Raw genomic sequence first — 13,905 nt, 5'->3', positions numbered from 1 at the left:
CAGCAGGAAAGCAGGACTATGGACCAACAACAGAACTTTCAGACCTATGGCAAGATTGCCTGGCTGTGGTCCAATTCCGTCCTGCACCGGGATTGGACGGTCAGCCAGCAGGCAGGGTTCATCCTGCCTGCCATCGCCAGTCAGCAATATTACATCGTTGAAAAGGACGGCTTTCCGGTTGCCTATTGCAGCTGGGCGCTTCTTGATGAGGACACCGAGGCCGCCTACATCCTCAATCCCAACAACCTCGATCCTGATCACTGGAACAGCGGCGACCGCCTGTGGTTCATTGACTGGATTTCTCCATTCTCCCCGAAATACTCTTGGACCCTGCGCAGCGCACTGGTGAAACGCTACCCGGACAAGGTCGCCCGCGCGCTGCGGGTCAAGAAAGACAATGAAACCGCACGCATCGCCTCCTTCACCGGGCATGGACTTGAGAAAGCTCAAAGCCGTACAATCAAACGGCAATACTACGAGGACATGGTCGAAGGGCTGGCCAACAACCCCAAGCTCGGCAAGGATTTCTTCCTCTCCGGTCTGAACGCTGGCGATTGATGACGAACGCCGGTCCGTTCTGAACGGTCCGGCGCGACAGTGCTGAATGATCCGGTACTTGGCTTTCCTACCCCACTCTCCCGGTTGTGGCCGCGAAGTTTGGAATTCACATATGAGCAGAGGCAGGCATCGAAAAAGATAGCTGCAGTCAACGAATAAGAACAGGTGCAACAAGATCGGCAATGCGACCTGACCCTTGCCGGGACGGGTGGACGCGATCCCTGGAAAAGAGGGACAGATCGTCGGATTGGAACACCGAATCCAAATCCAAAACGATCACCCCCTGATCTGCTGCCGCCATGCGATCCAGACGCTCCTTCAATATCCGGTATGGCACAACGCAGCTTGTTCCGGCGTATCGCGGAGCGGTGTAGTAGTCCAACCAGACCACGCGGGATCCACGGCGGCGTAGCTCCGCAACCAGCTCAGGGATTGCCCCCCGCATTCCGCTCTCAGAGATCAGCCGGTCAAGCACGCTGTCGCAAACCCTACAGCCACACCCGCTGCCGCTCAGGTCATTGGCTCCGCCATTCAGCACCACCCAATCCGCCACAACGCCGTTCAGCTGAGAGGGGATGTTCAAAGCTCCTCCCCCCCCGATAAGCCGTGCAAATGACAGCGAGACATCTCCCACAGGCTCCCTGAGACGCCTTTCCAACCCATCTGCGACCGAGTCACCGCCGCTGCGGTTCCAGGCCATGATAGAGTCTCCGGCCACAACGATACGTGCTTCATCTGGCACGCTCCGACCACACGCACAAAGAAGCAGAATACCCAAAATCATCAAATGTTTCATATGGCTGACGTAATACGGGTGGCCTCAGGATCAAACAGGCGTCACAAGACGACACCAATAGGCATACCGATTTCGAGCTTTCTGGGACAAAACCTGGCTGGTCTGCAAGGTGATCTGTGCGATGCCAATGACGTCAGTTCAGCTGTCGCCCGAGCGCGTGTAGGCGGGCACCCTGCCGTTTTGTGAAACTATTTTCCTTTGATTCTGACCGTGTAGGAAGGCCTGACACCCTTGGGTGGGGGTGTATGCATGGCGGTGCAGGTCAAAGGATCTTAAAATGGCCAGGCCCAGAAGCCCTGCCTACCCCAACTTCCCGCTTGAGAAGGCACTTGTGATGATTTCAGATATTTTTGAGGCTGACCGCAGAAACATCATTGATCGTGAAACGGCAGCGAAGCATGTCGGTTATAGCAGCCTCAGCGGTGCATCCGACAAGGTCTTGGCCACTTTAAAGCATTATAATTTATTGTAAAATCGGGGGCGAGCAAATAGGATTCACTCAAGTCGCCATGGATATCATTCAACCAGACTCCGATGAAGGCAGAGAGTCTGCCCTCCTCATAGCAGGCATGGGTCCGGATATTTTTAACGAGATCTAGGATCGTTTTCCTGGCTCCCCTCCTTCTGAACCTGCTCTGACTTCGTGGCTTGTGCGCGAAAATTTCCAGAATCGCGCAATCAAGCCCATCGTGAAAAGCTACACCGAAACCTACCGATATCTGGAACGGGAAGGCGCATTCGACGCGATACGGTCTACGTCTCCGCCCTGCTCGACAAAGATGGCCTCAAAATACTGGCTAAGAAAATTGCTGCCTTGAGTGATTTCCTGGCTGATGATTGAGGCCTCTTTATTGGGGAGGACGAAGGCCCGCCGTCAGGCCGCCCGCGCCCTCCCCAATCAAAGCTAATTGGCTCTTTGGCAAGGAGCGCGCGCATTTCGTGATTACTCCCAAGCTCTATCGGCCTGGCCGCTCCGCGGTGCGAAATCACAGGGTTTCGTTCCGATTCTCGTTCCAGGACAAGCATCTTGGGCTCGTTCGATTTCAATAAGCGATTGATTTTATTGGCGACCCCGGCAGGATTCGAACCTGCAACCTGCCCCTTAGGAGGGGGCTGCTCTATCCAGTTGAGCCACGGGGCCTAATCCGGGCCAGCCTGTTTACGCGATAGCAAACCCGTCATGGCAAGACAATCCTGAGGAATTGGATTTCGCGGCGGCTGTCCCCATTGTGCAGCCTGCGCTGTCTGCGCTAACCTAACGGGAACAACAATGTGAGGCCATCGACGTGACAACGGACAACAAGCGCCCGCTCACCCTTCGTGACGTATCCGAAGCCACCGGGGTGTCAGAAATGACCGTCAGTCGCGTATTGCGCAACAGGGGCGATGTGTCGGAAAAGACCCGCCAGAAGGTGCTGAGCGCGGCAAAGGAACTGGGCTATGTCCCCAACAAGATTGCCGGCGCGCTGGCGTCGAACCGGGTGAACCTGGTGGCGGTCATCATCCCGTCGCTCTCCAACATGGTGTTTCCCGAGGTGCTGACCGGCATCAACTCCGTGCTTGAAAACACCGATCTGCAGCCGGTCGTGGGCGTCACCGACTATCAGCCGGAAAAAGAGGAGAAAGTCCTCTACGAGATGCTCTCCTGGCGGCCCTCTGGCGTCATCATCGCGGGTCTCGAACACACTGAAGCTGCACGCGCCATGCTCAACGCGTCGGGTATTCCTGTGGTTGAGGTAATGGACACCGACGGCAAGCCGGTGGATGCGATGGTCGGCATTTCACACCGTCGCGCAGGCCGAGAAATGGCCAAGGCGATCCTGAAGGCGGGTTACCGCAATATCGGCTTCATGGGCACCAAAATGCCGCTGGACCACCGTGCGCGCAAACGTTTTGAAGGGTTCACCGAGGCCCTCGCCAAGGAAGGTGTGGAGATCATGGATCGCGCCTTCTACTCTGGCGGATCTGCCCTCGCCAAGGGCCGTGAGATGACACAGGAAATGCTCGAACGCTCCCCCGAGTTGGATTTCCTTTACTATTCCAACGACATGATCGGCGCCGGTGGCATGCTCTACCTGATGGATCAGAAGATCGACATTCCCGGTCAGATCGGACTTGCCGGCTTCAACGGGGTCGAACTGTTGCAGGGGCTGCCACGGCAGCTGGCCACGATGGATGCCTGCCGTCTGGAAATCGGGCGCAAAGCGGCAGAGATCATTGCTGCACAGCTCGACAATCCGGATGCCGAGATTGAAAAACACGTGACCCTGACGCCCACGATCACCTTTGGTGACACGCTCAAGCGGCGCTGATGGCGGTCGCGCGGCTGGACAATCGGGCCGCGCGGCGCCTGTTCATGGATCGGCATGCCCTGTTGGAGCAACCCAGCGGGCCAGCCAAAGGCGCCGCACTTCTGGAGCTGATCACCCGATTGGGCTTTGTACAGCTGGACAGCATCAATACCGTCGCCCGCGCCCATGACATGATCCTGTTTTCGCGCAGGCCCAGCTATCGGCCTGTGGCGATGAAACGGCTTTATGAACAGGATCGCAGCCTGTTCGAACATTGGACCCATGACGCCGCGATCCTGCCAATGGAATTCTATCCGCACTGGCACCTGCGGTTCCGACGCGACGCCGAGGTGCTGCGCCAGAGGTACCGCAACTGGCACCGCGACGGTTACGAGGCCAAGTTTCAGCATGTTCTGGACCATATTCGCGACCATGGCGCGGTCAGCTCCTCTGACGTGGGAAAGGACGAGAAAAAGGGCACCGGCGGCTGGTGGGACTGGCACCCGTCAAAAACCGCGTTGGAATACCTCTGGCGGTCCGGCGCGCTGGCGGTTGTGGGGCGCAGCGGCTTTCAGAAACGCTATGATCTGAGCGAACGGGTCATCGACGCTCGTCACCTCCCCGTGCAAGGCTCCCCCAAACCAGAAGAAACACTGGACTGGCTGTGCAACGCAGCGCTGGACCGGCTCGGCTTTGCCACCTCCGGGGAGCTGGCAGCCTTCTGGGCGACAGCTTCACCGGCTGAATGCGCCGCGTGGTGCAAACGGGCGCTGGCGGATGGGCAGATTGAACCGGTCGATGTCACGCTGGCGGACGGGCGCAGTCGCCGTGTCTTTGCCCGCCCCGGTGCTGTCGAACAGGCCGCCGCGATGCCGCCACCACCCGGCCGCATGCGTCTCCTCAGCCCGTTTGATCCGGCCTTGCGGGATCGCAAGCGCGCCGAAGGGCTGTTTGGGTTTCACTACCGGATTGAGGTTTTCACCCCAGCCGCCAAACGCCGCTACGGCTATTATGTCTTCCCGCTGATGGAAGGCGACCGTCTGGTGGGGCGTATCGACATGAAGGCGCACCGTCAGGCGGGTGACCTCGCAGGCGATCTACATGTCACCGCGCTTTGGCCAGAGCGGGGCGTCAAATGGTCTCCGGCACGGCAGAACCGGCTGGAGGCCGAGCTGGAACGGACCCGCCGGTTCACCGACATGGAGCGGGTGTCATTTGCAGATGGTTGGCAGCGTGAACCGTTCTGACATCGGCTCCAACACGGGGCAAACCGCGCCCTAGGCGAGGTCGGCGCGCAGCAACGGCTCAATCACCGCGCGGTAATCAGCAGGCGCAGGCTTGGCGCTGAAATCGCTCGGCTCAATAAAGACACAGACGAATTTGCCCTCAAAACAAAGCGTGCCGTCCTGCCGCGCCTCCACCCGGAAGGTCACGGATTTCTGCCCCAATGCAACCGGCCAGACCGAACAGGCCAGCCGATGGCGTGGCGTAACGGGGGAGCGGAAATCGATGCTCATATGCACAAAGGGCGTGCCGGTTCCACGATCCAGTTCCATTTGATACCAGCCGTCGCCATCCAGCTGATGTTCCCACCAGGCATCAATGGCCTGCAGCGCGAAACCCGGCAAATGACCGGTATAGGCGATACGCGCCGGGTCGCAGTCACCCCAGCCCACACGGATCTCATGGATAAAATCGGGCGTCTGACTGTCGGTCATTCTGGGCCTCGGACTTGGGAAAGCAGGATTGGAAATGGCAACGGCCACCCGTCAGAAACGATGGTCAAACGGATGGCCGCAAGAGTGAACCGCGCCGTCAGCGCATCAACATCAGCGGCAGCAGTGTGATGATCGGAAAAGCCACAAGGATCACAACGCGGATCAGGTCGGAGGCGACAAAGAACATCACCGCCTTGTAGGTGTCCACCATCTGTGTGGTGCGATCCATCGCGTTGATGACGAACAGGTTCATGCCCACCGGCGGGGTGATCAGGCCGACCTCCACGACGATCAGAACCAGAATGCCAAACCAGATGGCGACGTATTCCGTCTCCAAACGGTTCGCCATGCCCTTGCTCACGCGAATGCCCAGTTCTTTCATCTGCTCGCGGGTCAGTTCGGTGCCGGTGGCAATCGCCTCCTGGATCGAGGCGAGCATGTCCGCCCCCATCCCCTGTGGCACACCTGCCTTCAACACCTCCATCGCCGCCTCGGCCTGCATCGCGGGCAGGTTCACCAGGCCAAAATCCATCGCCGAGATGACTGGGTAGAAGATCGGGATGGTCAGCAGGATCATCGACAGGCTGTCCATAAGGCAGCCGAACACCAGATAGAAGGCAAGGATCAGCATCAACACCATCCAGGGACTCAGCCCCTGGCTCACCACGAAATCAGCCAGCTCCTGTGGCACTTTGGTAAGGGCAAGGAACCCGTTGTAGAACCCGGCCCCCAGCACGATGAAAAAGATCATCGCGGTCGAGCGTGCCGTCACCATGAAGCTGTCGGTCAGGGTCTCACGGTTGAGCCCACCGTTCAGCCAGGCAATCAGCCCGGTCCCCAACGCGCCAACAGCGGCGCCTTCGGTCGGGGTGAACCAGCCCAGATAAATCCCGCCAACCACCAATCCAAAGACCAGAAGAACCGGCCAAACGTGAAACAGCGCAGCAAACCGTTCACCCCATGGGACAGGCGGGCGGGTGCCGGCACTTCCGGGAAAGACGCGGACATAGATGGAGATCGCAATAACATAGCCGATTGCGGCCAGAATACCGGGGATGAAGGCGGCAAGGAACAGTTTGGCAATGTTCTGCTCTGTCAGGATGGCATAGATCACCAGCACCACAGAGGGCGGGATCAGAATGCCAAGGGTGCCGCCCGCCGCCAGCGTCGCGGTAGAGAAGCCACCGGCATAGCCGTAGTTGCGCAGCTCCGGCAGCGCCACCCGCCCCATTGTCGCCGCCGTCGCGAGGGACGAGCCGCAAATCGCGCCAAAGCCCGCACAGGCGCCGATAGCCGCCATGGCAACACCGCCCTTCTTATGGCCAAGGAAGCCCTCGGCCGCCTTGAACAAGGCAGTCGACATGCCCCCCAGTGTCGCAAAATGCCCCATCAACAGGAACATCGGCACGATGGTCAGTGAATAGGAGGAGAAGGTCGAATAGGTCTCGCTCTTCATCCGGCCAAAGGCAACCTGGGTGCCATCGGTCACGATGATCAGCCCGACCAGACCAACCAGAAACATCGACAGGCCAATCGGAACCCGCAGGAAAATCAGCATCATCAGGACGGGAAAAGAGGCAATCCCGATTTCAAGCGCAGTCACTGTTCGCCCTCCACGCCGTCCCAGACAAGGATGCGGCCAGTCATGAATTCAATCGTGCGTATGGTGGCCATATAGATGCCCACCACTGCGGCCACGCTGGCCGCGACAAGGCTGGCGGCATAGGCCCACCAGACAGGAAACTCGAGCAGGAAGGACGTCTCGCCGTTCTGAAGCTTGCTCAGCGCACCGGCCCCGAGCCGAACCGCAATCAGCACCAATACTGCGGCGAAAATAATCTCCGTCACCATCCGCAGGAACCGCTTGGCCCCCCTCGGAAAGCTGTTGGTCACAATATCAACCGACGCATGGCCTGCGGTAATCTGACAGAGCGGCAGAAAGGCAAAGATCGCAAAGGCGACACCGGCCTCAACCACCTCAAAATCGCCATTGATCGGCCCGACGCCGATCGCGATCAGCCACTCGGCCAGATCCGGCGCGATGCTCTGCATCAGAGCGCCGTGCAACCCCCCGTTCAACAGACGTCCGGCAATCGACAGACATGTCAGCAGGATCAGTAGTGACAGCACAACGCCGCCCGCCATGGCCATGGATCTGGCCAGTCCCATCATCAGCTTGTGCATGGAAAGCCTACCCTTTCAGGTGGGGGTGGACCTGCGGATAAACGCAGCCGCAGGTCCACCGGTCTTGGCTCAGTTGTCGTACTGAGCAGTGTATTTGTCGATCAGATAGGTCGCCTGCTCCAGCAGCGCGTCACCATCGACCCCTTTGGCCTTCATATCATCCAGCCACTGCTTGTAGATCGGCTGGGACGCCTCACGCCAGATCGCGGTCTGCTCCTCGTCCAGAGTGATGACATTGTTGCCTTCATCCAGCGCAAATTCCCGCGCGGGAGTGTCGGCATCCGCCATAGTACCACCGGCAAAAACCGAGAATTCCAGACCAGAGTTCTCATCGACAGCCTTCTTCAGATCGTCAGGCAGGCTCTCATATTTCTCTTTGTTCATCGCAAGAACAAAGGTCAGCGTATAGAGCGCACGGCCGGTGAATTCGGTGTGATTTTCAACCAGTTCCGGTACTTTCAGCGCGGTGGTGACTTCCCACGGGATGGTAGTCCCGTCGATCACGCCTTTGGACAGCGCCTCGGGGATGGCAGGCACCGGCATACCAACCGGGGTTGCGCCCAGCTCGGTCAGCAGACCATTCACCGAACGGCCGCCGCCACGGATCTTCATACCGCGCAGGTCGTCGGGGGATTCCACTGGATCAGTGGTGTGGATGATACCCGGACCATGGACCCATGTGCCCAGGATTTTCACGTCCTTGAACTCGGTGTCCTTCATATGTTCGTCGAACATCTCCCAATAGGCGTGCGAGGCTGCGCGCGCATTGGTCATCATGAACGGCAGCTCAAACACTTCGGTCGACGGATAGCGGCCGGGCGTATAGCCGACCACGGTCCAGACAATGTCCGCAACGCCATCAATGGCCTGATCCATCAGCTCTGGCGGCTTGCCCCCCAGCTGCATCGACGGATAGCGGTCAATCTTGATGCGGCCATCGGAAGAGGCCTCAACCTTGTCGGCCCAGACATCCAGAATCAGCTTGGGCACATTCGCCTGCGCCGGCAGAAACTGGTGCAGCTTCAGCGTCACCTCCTGCGCCATGGCAGACGTCGCCCCCATCGCCATGAGTGCAACGGCCCCCGCCGCGCCAAGTAGCTTTCTCCGAGTGGTCATGTGTTTCCTCCCTCTGACCTTTGTTTATTCCATTTATCGCCATCGGACCCCGCCGATGCAACAAACGCCCATGCCCTGCGACACTGTGCAAACGAGGCCATTTCGCCCCAGACCGTCACGATAGCGCCCCCTTGCCTCACCAGCTATTAGGTGCATTTGTAACCATCAACCGATGATTATGCATTTCTGCCACATGATTTCGCGATCCTGCGCAGGCCGCGCAGCGTGTTGAAAGAAAAATACGTTACAGGATAATCTAAACAAGCGGTAATTCGGTTACTTAATTCACGTTATAGGTGTATAGCGATGTGAAACTCACCATAACGCCTGTATATCGCGCGTAGATCCCTCAGCGCAGCGCCAGCCGCACTGGCATCAACCCGTCAATCCCGCCTTCGATATCATCTCCCGCCACAACAGGTCCGACGCCAGCCGGGGTTCCTGTCATCACCAGATCCCCGGGCCGCAGGTGATAATACCGTGACAGATGGCAAAGTATGTCCTCAACCGACCAGATCAGCTCCGCAAGCGAGGCGTCCTGGCGAATCTCATCGTTGACCCTCAGCCAGATCCGCTGATCCCCCGGTGCGCCCCATTCCTCCGCCGCGCGCAGCGGCGCAAAGACACTGCCATTCTCCAGATCCTTTCCCAGGCTCCACGGGCGTTGCTTCTGCCGCTCGCGCAGTTGCAGATCCCGTCGCGTCATATCCAGCGCGCAGCCGTAGCCCCAAATCGCCGCCCGCGCCTGCGCCACTGTCGCATCCTGCAAAGGCGCAGAAATCGCCACCACAAGCTCCATCTCGTGGTGAAAATTTTCCGTCCCCTGCGGATAGGGCACCTCGGCACCACTCAGCACGGCATGACAGGCTGACTTTGTGAAATAAAACGGCTGTTCGCGATCGACCTCGACCCCCATCTCCGCCGCGTGGGCTGCATAGTTCCGGCCCACACAGAAGATACGACCAATCGGCCAGCTCTCATCCCGCCCCTCAACAGGAATCGCCGGCACCGGCGGCAGATCAAACAGCACTTTCGACATGGTGAATCCTTCGGATAAAGAGGCGATCAAATCGGCCCATCAACAGCCCCGCAAAACCGCCGCAAGCCGTCAGAGATAAGATACCGCACCCTAGCAATGCGCCCCATCCGGCGCGAGTCCCCACCGCAAGAGTTTCAGTGTGCACTCCACGTCAGAAATCCCACGCAACCAATCACGGCGACGGAAGCTTATCGCAAAAACAGGTCGTCCAGCGCCACTCAGGACCGGAATCATGCGCTAGCTTGTGCTGTATTTTCAGTGGAAAGAGAGGAAGTGGTGAGCCGTGCAGGATTCGAACCTGCGACCCACTGATTAAAAGTCAGTTGCTCTACCAACTGAGCTAACGGCCCACTTCTTCATCGGAACAATCTGTCGTTCCTTGGTCGCTCTTTAAGGACATAATCCAGAAGGATCAAGCACTTAATTTGCTTCGGAGCGGCGCGACCGTGTCAGTCATGCTGTCCCGATAGGCGGCGTATCTAGGGGTAAGGGCTGAGACGGTCAACCCCTTTTTTCAAGTTTCTTGCCACAAGGGTGGATTCATCTTCGGCGGAGGTCTATATGCCCGAAATGACCATCGGATCAGACACCCGCTTGCCCTTTATGAAAATGCATGGCCTCGGCAACGATTTCGTTGTGGTGGACGCGCGCGATGGAACTTGGGACATCACCCCGGCCATGGCTGAGGGAATCGCCCATCGTCAGATGGGGATCGGTTTTGATCAGTTGACGGTCATCACGAAGGGCGACGAGGATGCGCATCTGACGTTCTACAACGCCGATGGATCAACCTCCGCCGCCTGTGGCAATGCCACCCGCTGTATTGCGCGCCATCTGCTGGATGAAAGCGGCAAGACCCATCTGCGCCTGACCACCGATCGTGGTCTCCTCCTGGCTGAGGACGCGGGGAACGGGCTCACATCCGTCAACATGGGCGAGCCGCAGCTCGACTGGCAGGATATTCCTCTGGCCGAAGATGTCGATACGCTGGAACTGCCGATCGAGGGCGCACCCACCGCCACCGGCATGGGCAATCCACACTGCACTTTCTTTGTCGACAATGCAGAGGTGATTCCTCTCGCGGAGTTTGGCGCGCGCTACGAACATCACCCTCTGTACCCCGAACGCACCAATGTGCAGGTGGCCCATGTGGTCGCACCGGATCATCTGCGGATGCGGGTCTGGGAACGCGGTGTCGGCATTACGCTGGCCTCCGGCTCCTCCTCCTGCGCCACAGCCGTGGCCGCAGCGCGCCGCGGGTTGACGGGCCGCAAGGTGCAGATTGATCTGGACGGCGGCACGCTCTGGATCGACTGGCGCGAGGATGGCGTCTGGATGACCGGACCCACCATGCATGTGGCCGACGGCCACTTCACCCGCCAATTCCGCGAAAGCCTCTCCAAGTGACCAACGCCCCCAAGTTCACAACACTCGGCTGTCGGCTGAACGCCTATGAGACCGAGGCCATGAAGGAGCTCAGCCAGCAGGCCGGGCTTCAGAATGCGGTCGTGGTGAACACCTGCGCTGTCACGGCGGAGGCGGTGCGCAAAGCCCGGCAGGAGATTCGCAAGCTGCGCCGGGAAAACCCCGAGGCGCCAATCATCGTCACCGGATGCGCCGCCCAGACCGAGCCCGAGACCTTTGCCGCCATGGATGAGGTCACGCAGGTCATCGGCAACACCGAGAAAATGCAGGCCCAAACCTGGCAGCAGATCGCCAAGGGACCTGACTTCATCGGCGCCACTGAAAAGGTGCAGGTCGACGACATCATGTCGGTGACGGAAACCGCTGGCCATCTGATTGATGGCTTCGGCACCCGCTCGCGCGCCTATGTGCAGGTACAGAATGGCTGTGACCACCGCTGCACTTTCTGCATCATCCCCTATGGTCGCGGCAACTCACGCTCTGTTCCGGCGGGCGTGGTGGTGGACCAGATCAAGCGGCTGGTGGACCGGGGCTATAATGAGGTGGTGTTGACCGGCGTCGACCTCACCTCCTGGGGCGCAGACCTGCCCGCCACGCCAAAGCTTGGCGATCTGGTGATGCGCATCCTGAAGCTGGTGCCGGATCTGCCACGCCTGCGGATTTCCTCGATCGATTCGATTGAGGTAGATGACAACCTGATGCAGGCGATCGCAACAGAACCCCGTCTGATGCCACATCTGCACCTGTCTCTGCAGCACGGCGATGATCTCATACTGAAACGCATGGCCCGGCGCCACCTCCGCGATGACGCGATCCGCTTCTGCGAGGAGGCCCGCAAACTTCGCCCGGAGATGACCTTCGGCGCCGATATCATCGCAGGCTTTCCGACCGAAACCGATGCCCATTTCGAGAATTCGCTGAAGCTGGTCACCGACTGCGATCTTACCTGGCTGCATGTCTTCCCCTACTCAAAGCGTGAGGGCACGCCCGCAGCCCGGATCCCCAGCCAGGTCAACGGCCCTCTGATCAAGGAACGCGCCGCCCGCCTGCGCGCCGCGGGTGACGCCCAGGTTCAGACGCATCTGACCGCGGCACTGGGTAAAGCTCATCAGATTCTGATGGAAAATCCGCACATGGGCCGAACCGAACAATTCACCGAAGTCACCTTTGCCGCCCCTCAGATCGAAGGGCAGATCGTGACCGCCACACCAACCGGGATCACGGGCACACAGCTCTCAGCCTGACTTCGCCCAGAGAACGCCTATTAGTTGGGAGACAGACTCATCAATGGCTCTCATCCTCTTCCTCCATGGCGCCTCCAGCAGCGGCAAATCCACGCTTGCAACCGCATTGCGGGATCAGGCTTCGCGGCCTTTCCTGCATCTTTCCATTGATCACCTGCGCGACAGTGGCGCCTGGCGGCCTGCGGATTATCCCGATTGGCGCACAGCGCGTCCGGCGTTCTTCGCCGGCTTCCACCGCATGATTGCCGGCTTTGCCGAGGCCGGGAACGACCTGATCATCGAACATATCCTCGACACCCCCGGCTGGCACGCTGAGCTACAGGCCCTGCTGAGCCACCATGACATTGTCTTCATCGGGTTGCGCCCGCCGCTCGCGACGCTCAATCAGCGCGAGAGGGTCCGAGGCAACAGACCAGCAGGCAGCGCCGCACGAGATGCGGCGCATGTCCATGATGGGCTCCGATATGACCAGGAATTTGACGGCAGCACCCCAGCCGCAGACATGGCCCGAACCCTCTTCAGGCATCTAGAAACCCCAAGACCCCGCTCCCGCTTCTTCGCCTGACAGCAGCCTCAGCGCGCCCTGCCCCGTCATCTTTCCCAAAATACTCCGGGGTGAATGCCCGCAGGGCAGAGGGGCAGCGCCCCATCTTGAGGATCAAAAAGGAAACCCCCGCAGGGCAGGACCATGCGGGGGTTTATTGTTCTTGAAGACATAACCGGCTTAGCTGGTTTTCTTGCCTTTATGCGGCGCCCAGAGGCGCTTGTTGGTCAGATACAGCAGCACCGACAGCAGCGTCAGGAACAGCACGCCGACAAAACCAGCCTGCTTGCGTGCCATCATCTTCGGCTCTGCGGTCCACATCAGGAAAGCCGCGACGTCCTGAGACAGGCTTTCCACATCTGTCGGCGCGCCATCGATGAACTCGACCTGCTCATCCGAAATCGGCGGCGCCATGGAGATCCAGCCACCCGGGAAGGCGGTGTTCTCATAGAAAGTGGTGCCCGCTTCTTCCTTGGTTTCACCAGTGTAGCCCGCCAGCAGAGAGGCGATATATTCGGCGCCACCCATGCCTTTGAACATCTGGTTCAGACCCAGACCATAGGGCCCGTGGAAGCCTGCGCGCGCCTTCGCCATCAGCGACAGGTCAGGAGCACCAGCGTTGTTGTTCTCCGGGAAGTGATCCGTCGGCTTCGCCGGGCGGTCCTCATCCAGTTCCGGATCATAAACACTGAAGTTATCAGCCGCATACGCACGGACCTGATCCGCAGGCAGGTTCGGTCCGCCCTCGTCTGCCAGCGTGCGCAGCGGCACCTGTTTCAGACCGTGGCAGGCCGCGCAGACCTCGGTGTAGATCTGCAAGCCGCGCTGCAGCTGGTTGGTGTCATAGGTGCCGAACGGGCCTTCAAAAGAGAAGTCGTAGTCTTCGACATGGCCTGCTCCGCCTGCCGCAAAAGATGCGGCAGGAACGAGCGCCAGAGCGAAGGCGGCACCGGTTGCAAGTTTTTTCAACATGGTTGCTGTCCTTCTCAA

At 59.3% G+C, this 13,905-nt stretch carries 14 protein-coding genes and 2 tRNA genes; 7 read left to right on the top strand and 9 right to left on the bottom strand.

Going from position 1 to position 13,905, the window contains the following annotated elements; all coding sequences use genetic code 11:
- Positions 1 to 18: 18 nt before the first annotated feature.
- The gene (locus J4721_RS09825; protein ID WP_076617977.1) at positions 19 to 558 is read left to right on the top strand and encodes a toxin-activating lysine-acyltransferase; all 540 of its coding nucleotides are present in this window, start codon (positions 19 to 21) and stop codon (positions 556 to 558) included.
- Positions 559 to 706: 148 nt separating this feature from the next.
- On the opposite strand, the gene J4721_RS09820 is transcribed toward J4721_RS09825, so the two are convergent.
- Positions 707 to 1,342 (bottom strand): SGNH/GDSL hydrolase family protein, encoded by a 636-nt coding sequence (locus J4721_RS09820; protein ID WP_371816066.1) that lies wholly within the window; start codon positions 1,340 to 1,342, stop codon positions 707 to 709.
- Between the two features lie 289 nt (positions 1,343 to 1,631).
- On the opposite strand from J4721_RS09820, the gene J4721_RS09815 reads away from it, so the two are divergent.
- Complete coding sequence (locus tag J4721_RS09815) at positions 1,632 to 1,826, top strand: hypothetical protein (protein WP_211002542.1); 195 nt, start codon at positions 1,632 to 1,634, stop codon at positions 1,824 to 1,826.
- 592 nt (positions 1,827 to 2,418) lie between these two features.
- Here J4721_RS09815 and J4721_RS09810 read toward each other — a convergent pair.
- A tRNA-Arg gene (locus J4721_RS09810) sits at positions 2,419 to 2,495 on the bottom strand.
- Between the two features lie 145 nt (positions 2,496 to 2,640).
- On the opposite strand from J4721_RS09810, the gene J4721_RS09805 reads away from it, so the two are divergent.
- Positions 2,641 to 3,666 (top strand): LacI family DNA-binding transcriptional regulator, encoded by a 1,026-nt coding sequence (locus J4721_RS09805; protein ID WP_014876273.1) that lies wholly within the window; start codon positions 2,641 to 2,643, stop codon positions 3,664 to 3,666.
- Positions 3,666 to 4,892: a winged helix-turn-helix domain-containing protein gene (locus J4721_RS09800; RefSeq protein WP_211002543.1), complete on the top strand. Its 1,227-nt coding sequence runs from the start codon at positions 3,666 to 3,668 to the stop codon at positions 4,890 to 4,892. Before J4721_RS09805 ends, J4721_RS09800 begins: the two co-directional genes overlap by 1 nt.
- A gap of 30 nt (positions 4,893 to 4,922) precedes the next feature.
- On the opposite strand, the gene J4721_RS09795 is transcribed toward J4721_RS09800, so the two are convergent.
- From J4721_RS09795 to J4721_RS09770, 6 genes are all read right to left on the bottom strand, one after another.
- Positions 4,923 to 5,363, bottom strand: coding sequence for a thioesterase family protein (locus tag J4721_RS09795; RefSeq protein WP_102855639.1), 441 nt, complete (start codon positions 5,361 to 5,363; stop codon positions 4,923 to 4,925).
- Positions 5,364 to 5,460: 97 nt separating this feature from the next.
- Positions 5,461 to 6,966 (bottom strand): TRAP transporter large permease, encoded by a 1,506-nt coding sequence (locus J4721_RS09790; protein ID WP_211002544.1) that lies wholly within the window; start codon positions 6,964 to 6,966, stop codon positions 5,461 to 5,463.
- The gene (locus J4721_RS09785; RefSeq protein WP_014876277.1) at positions 6,963 to 7,547 is read right to left on the bottom strand and encodes a TRAP transporter small permease; all 585 of its coding nucleotides are present in this window, start codon (positions 7,545 to 7,547) and stop codon (positions 6,963 to 6,965) included. The genes J4721_RS09790 and J4721_RS09785 overlap by 4 nt, the downstream gene beginning before the upstream one ends.
- Before the next feature lie 69 nt (positions 7,548 to 7,616).
- Positions 7,617 to 8,663, bottom strand: coding sequence for a TRAP transporter substrate-binding protein (locus J4721_RS09780; RefSeq protein WP_014881445.1), 1,047 nt, complete (start codon positions 8,661 to 8,663; stop codon positions 7,617 to 7,619).
- Between the two features lie 349 nt (positions 8,664 to 9,012).
- Positions 9,013 to 9,702, bottom strand: a complete 690-nt coding sequence (locus J4721_RS09775) for a fumarylacetoacetate hydrolase family protein (protein WP_102915722.1) — start codon at positions 9,700 to 9,702, stop codon at positions 9,013 to 9,015.
- Between the two features lie 274 nt (positions 9,703 to 9,976).
- Positions 9,977 to 10,052 (bottom strand) — tRNA-Lys (locus tag J4721_RS09770).
- Positions 10,053 to 10,263: 211 nt separating this feature from the next.
- Between J4721_RS09770 and dapF the strand changes: the two genes are divergently transcribed.
- From dapF to J4721_RS09755, 3 genes are read left to right on the top strand one after another with little or no spacing between them, the layout of a single operon-like run.
- The gene (gene dapF, locus J4721_RS09765) at positions 10,264 to 11,109 is read left to right on the top strand and encodes a diaminopimelate epimerase (protein WP_211002545.1); all 846 of its coding nucleotides are present in this window, start codon (positions 10,264 to 10,266) and stop codon (positions 11,107 to 11,109) included.
- On the top strand, positions 11,106 to 12,371 hold the full coding sequence (gene mtaB, locus J4721_RS09760) for a tRNA (N(6)-L-threonylcarbamoyladenosine(37)-C(2))-methylthiotransferase MtaB (protein ID WP_211002546.1): 1,266 nt from the start codon (positions 11,106 to 11,108) through the stop codon (positions 12,369 to 12,371). The genes dapF and mtaB overlap by 4 nt, the downstream gene beginning before the upstream one ends.
- Positions 12,372 to 12,414: 43 nt before the next feature.
- Entirely contained in the window at positions 12,415 to 12,936 is a 522-nt protein-coding gene (locus tag J4721_RS09755) for a chloramphenicol phosphotransferase CPT family protein (RefSeq protein WP_211002547.1), read from the top strand.
- 159 nt (positions 12,937 to 13,095) lie between these two features.
- Here J4721_RS09755 and J4721_RS09750 read toward each other — a convergent pair whose 3' ends face one another.
- Positions 13,096 to 13,887 carry a cytochrome c1 gene (locus J4721_RS09750; protein ID WP_014876283.1) on the bottom strand — a complete coding sequence of 264 codons (792 nt, stop codon included), beginning with the start codon at positions 13,885 to 13,887 and terminating at the stop codon, positions 13,096 to 13,098.
- Positions 13,888 to 13,905: the final 18 nt, after the last annotated feature.

Source organism: Phaeobacter sp. HS011 (genome assembly GCF_018101215.1).
GTDB classification, from domain to species: Bacteria; Pseudomonadota; Alphaproteobacteria; order Rhodobacterales; family Rhodobacteraceae; genus Phaeobacter; species Phaeobacter inhibens.
The sequence above is the reverse complement of the archived record's forward strand: the minus strand, read 5'-3'. Positions and strand labels throughout refer to the sequence as shown.

What these genes read in the sequence shown, in the direction of transcription:
- J4721_RS09825 (WP_076617977.1), top strand. Translation starts at nt 19, where the DNA reads ATGGACCAACAACAGAACTTTCAGACCTATGGCAAGATTGCCTGGCTG.
- J4721_RS09820 (WP_371816066.1), bottom strand. Translation starts at nt 1,342, where the DNA reads ATGATTTTGGGTATTCTGCTTCTTTGTGCGTGTGGTCGGAGCGTGCCA.
- J4721_RS09815 (WP_211002542.1), top strand. Translation starts at nt 1,632, where the DNA reads ATGGCCAGGCCCAGAAGCCCTGCCTACCCCAACTTCCCGCTTGAGAAG.
- J4721_RS09800 (WP_211002543.1), top strand. Translation starts at nt 3,666, where the DNA reads ATGGCGGTCGCGCGGCTGGACAATCGGGCCGCGCGGCGCCTGTTCATG.
- J4721_RS09795 (WP_102855639.1), bottom strand. Translation starts at nt 5,363, where the DNA reads ATGACCGACAGTCAGACGCCCGATTTTATCCATGAGATCCGTGTGGGC.
- J4721_RS09785 (WP_014876277.1), bottom strand. Translation starts at nt 7,547, where the DNA reads ATGCACAAGCTGATGATGGGACTGGCCAGATCCATGGCCATGGCGGGC.
- J4721_RS09780 (WP_014881445.1), bottom strand. Translation starts at nt 8,663, where the DNA reads ATGACCACTCGGAGAAAGCTACTTGGCGCGGCGGGGGCCGTTGCACTC.
- J4721_RS09775 (WP_102915722.1), bottom strand. Translation starts at nt 9,702, where the DNA reads ATGTCGAAAGTGCTGTTTGATCTGCCGCCGGTGCCGGCGATTCCTGTT.
- dapF (WP_211002545.1), top strand. Translation starts at nt 10,264, where the DNA reads ATGCCCGAAATGACCATCGGATCAGACACCCGCTTGCCCTTTATGAAA.
- J4721_RS09755 (WP_211002547.1), top strand. Translation starts at nt 12,415, where the DNA reads ATGGCTCTCATCCTCTTCCTCCATGGCGCCTCCAGCAGCGGCAAATCC.
- J4721_RS09750 (WP_014876283.1), bottom strand. Translation starts at nt 13,887, where the DNA reads ATGTTGAAAAAACTTGCAACCGGTGCCGCCTTCGCTCTGGCGCTCGTT.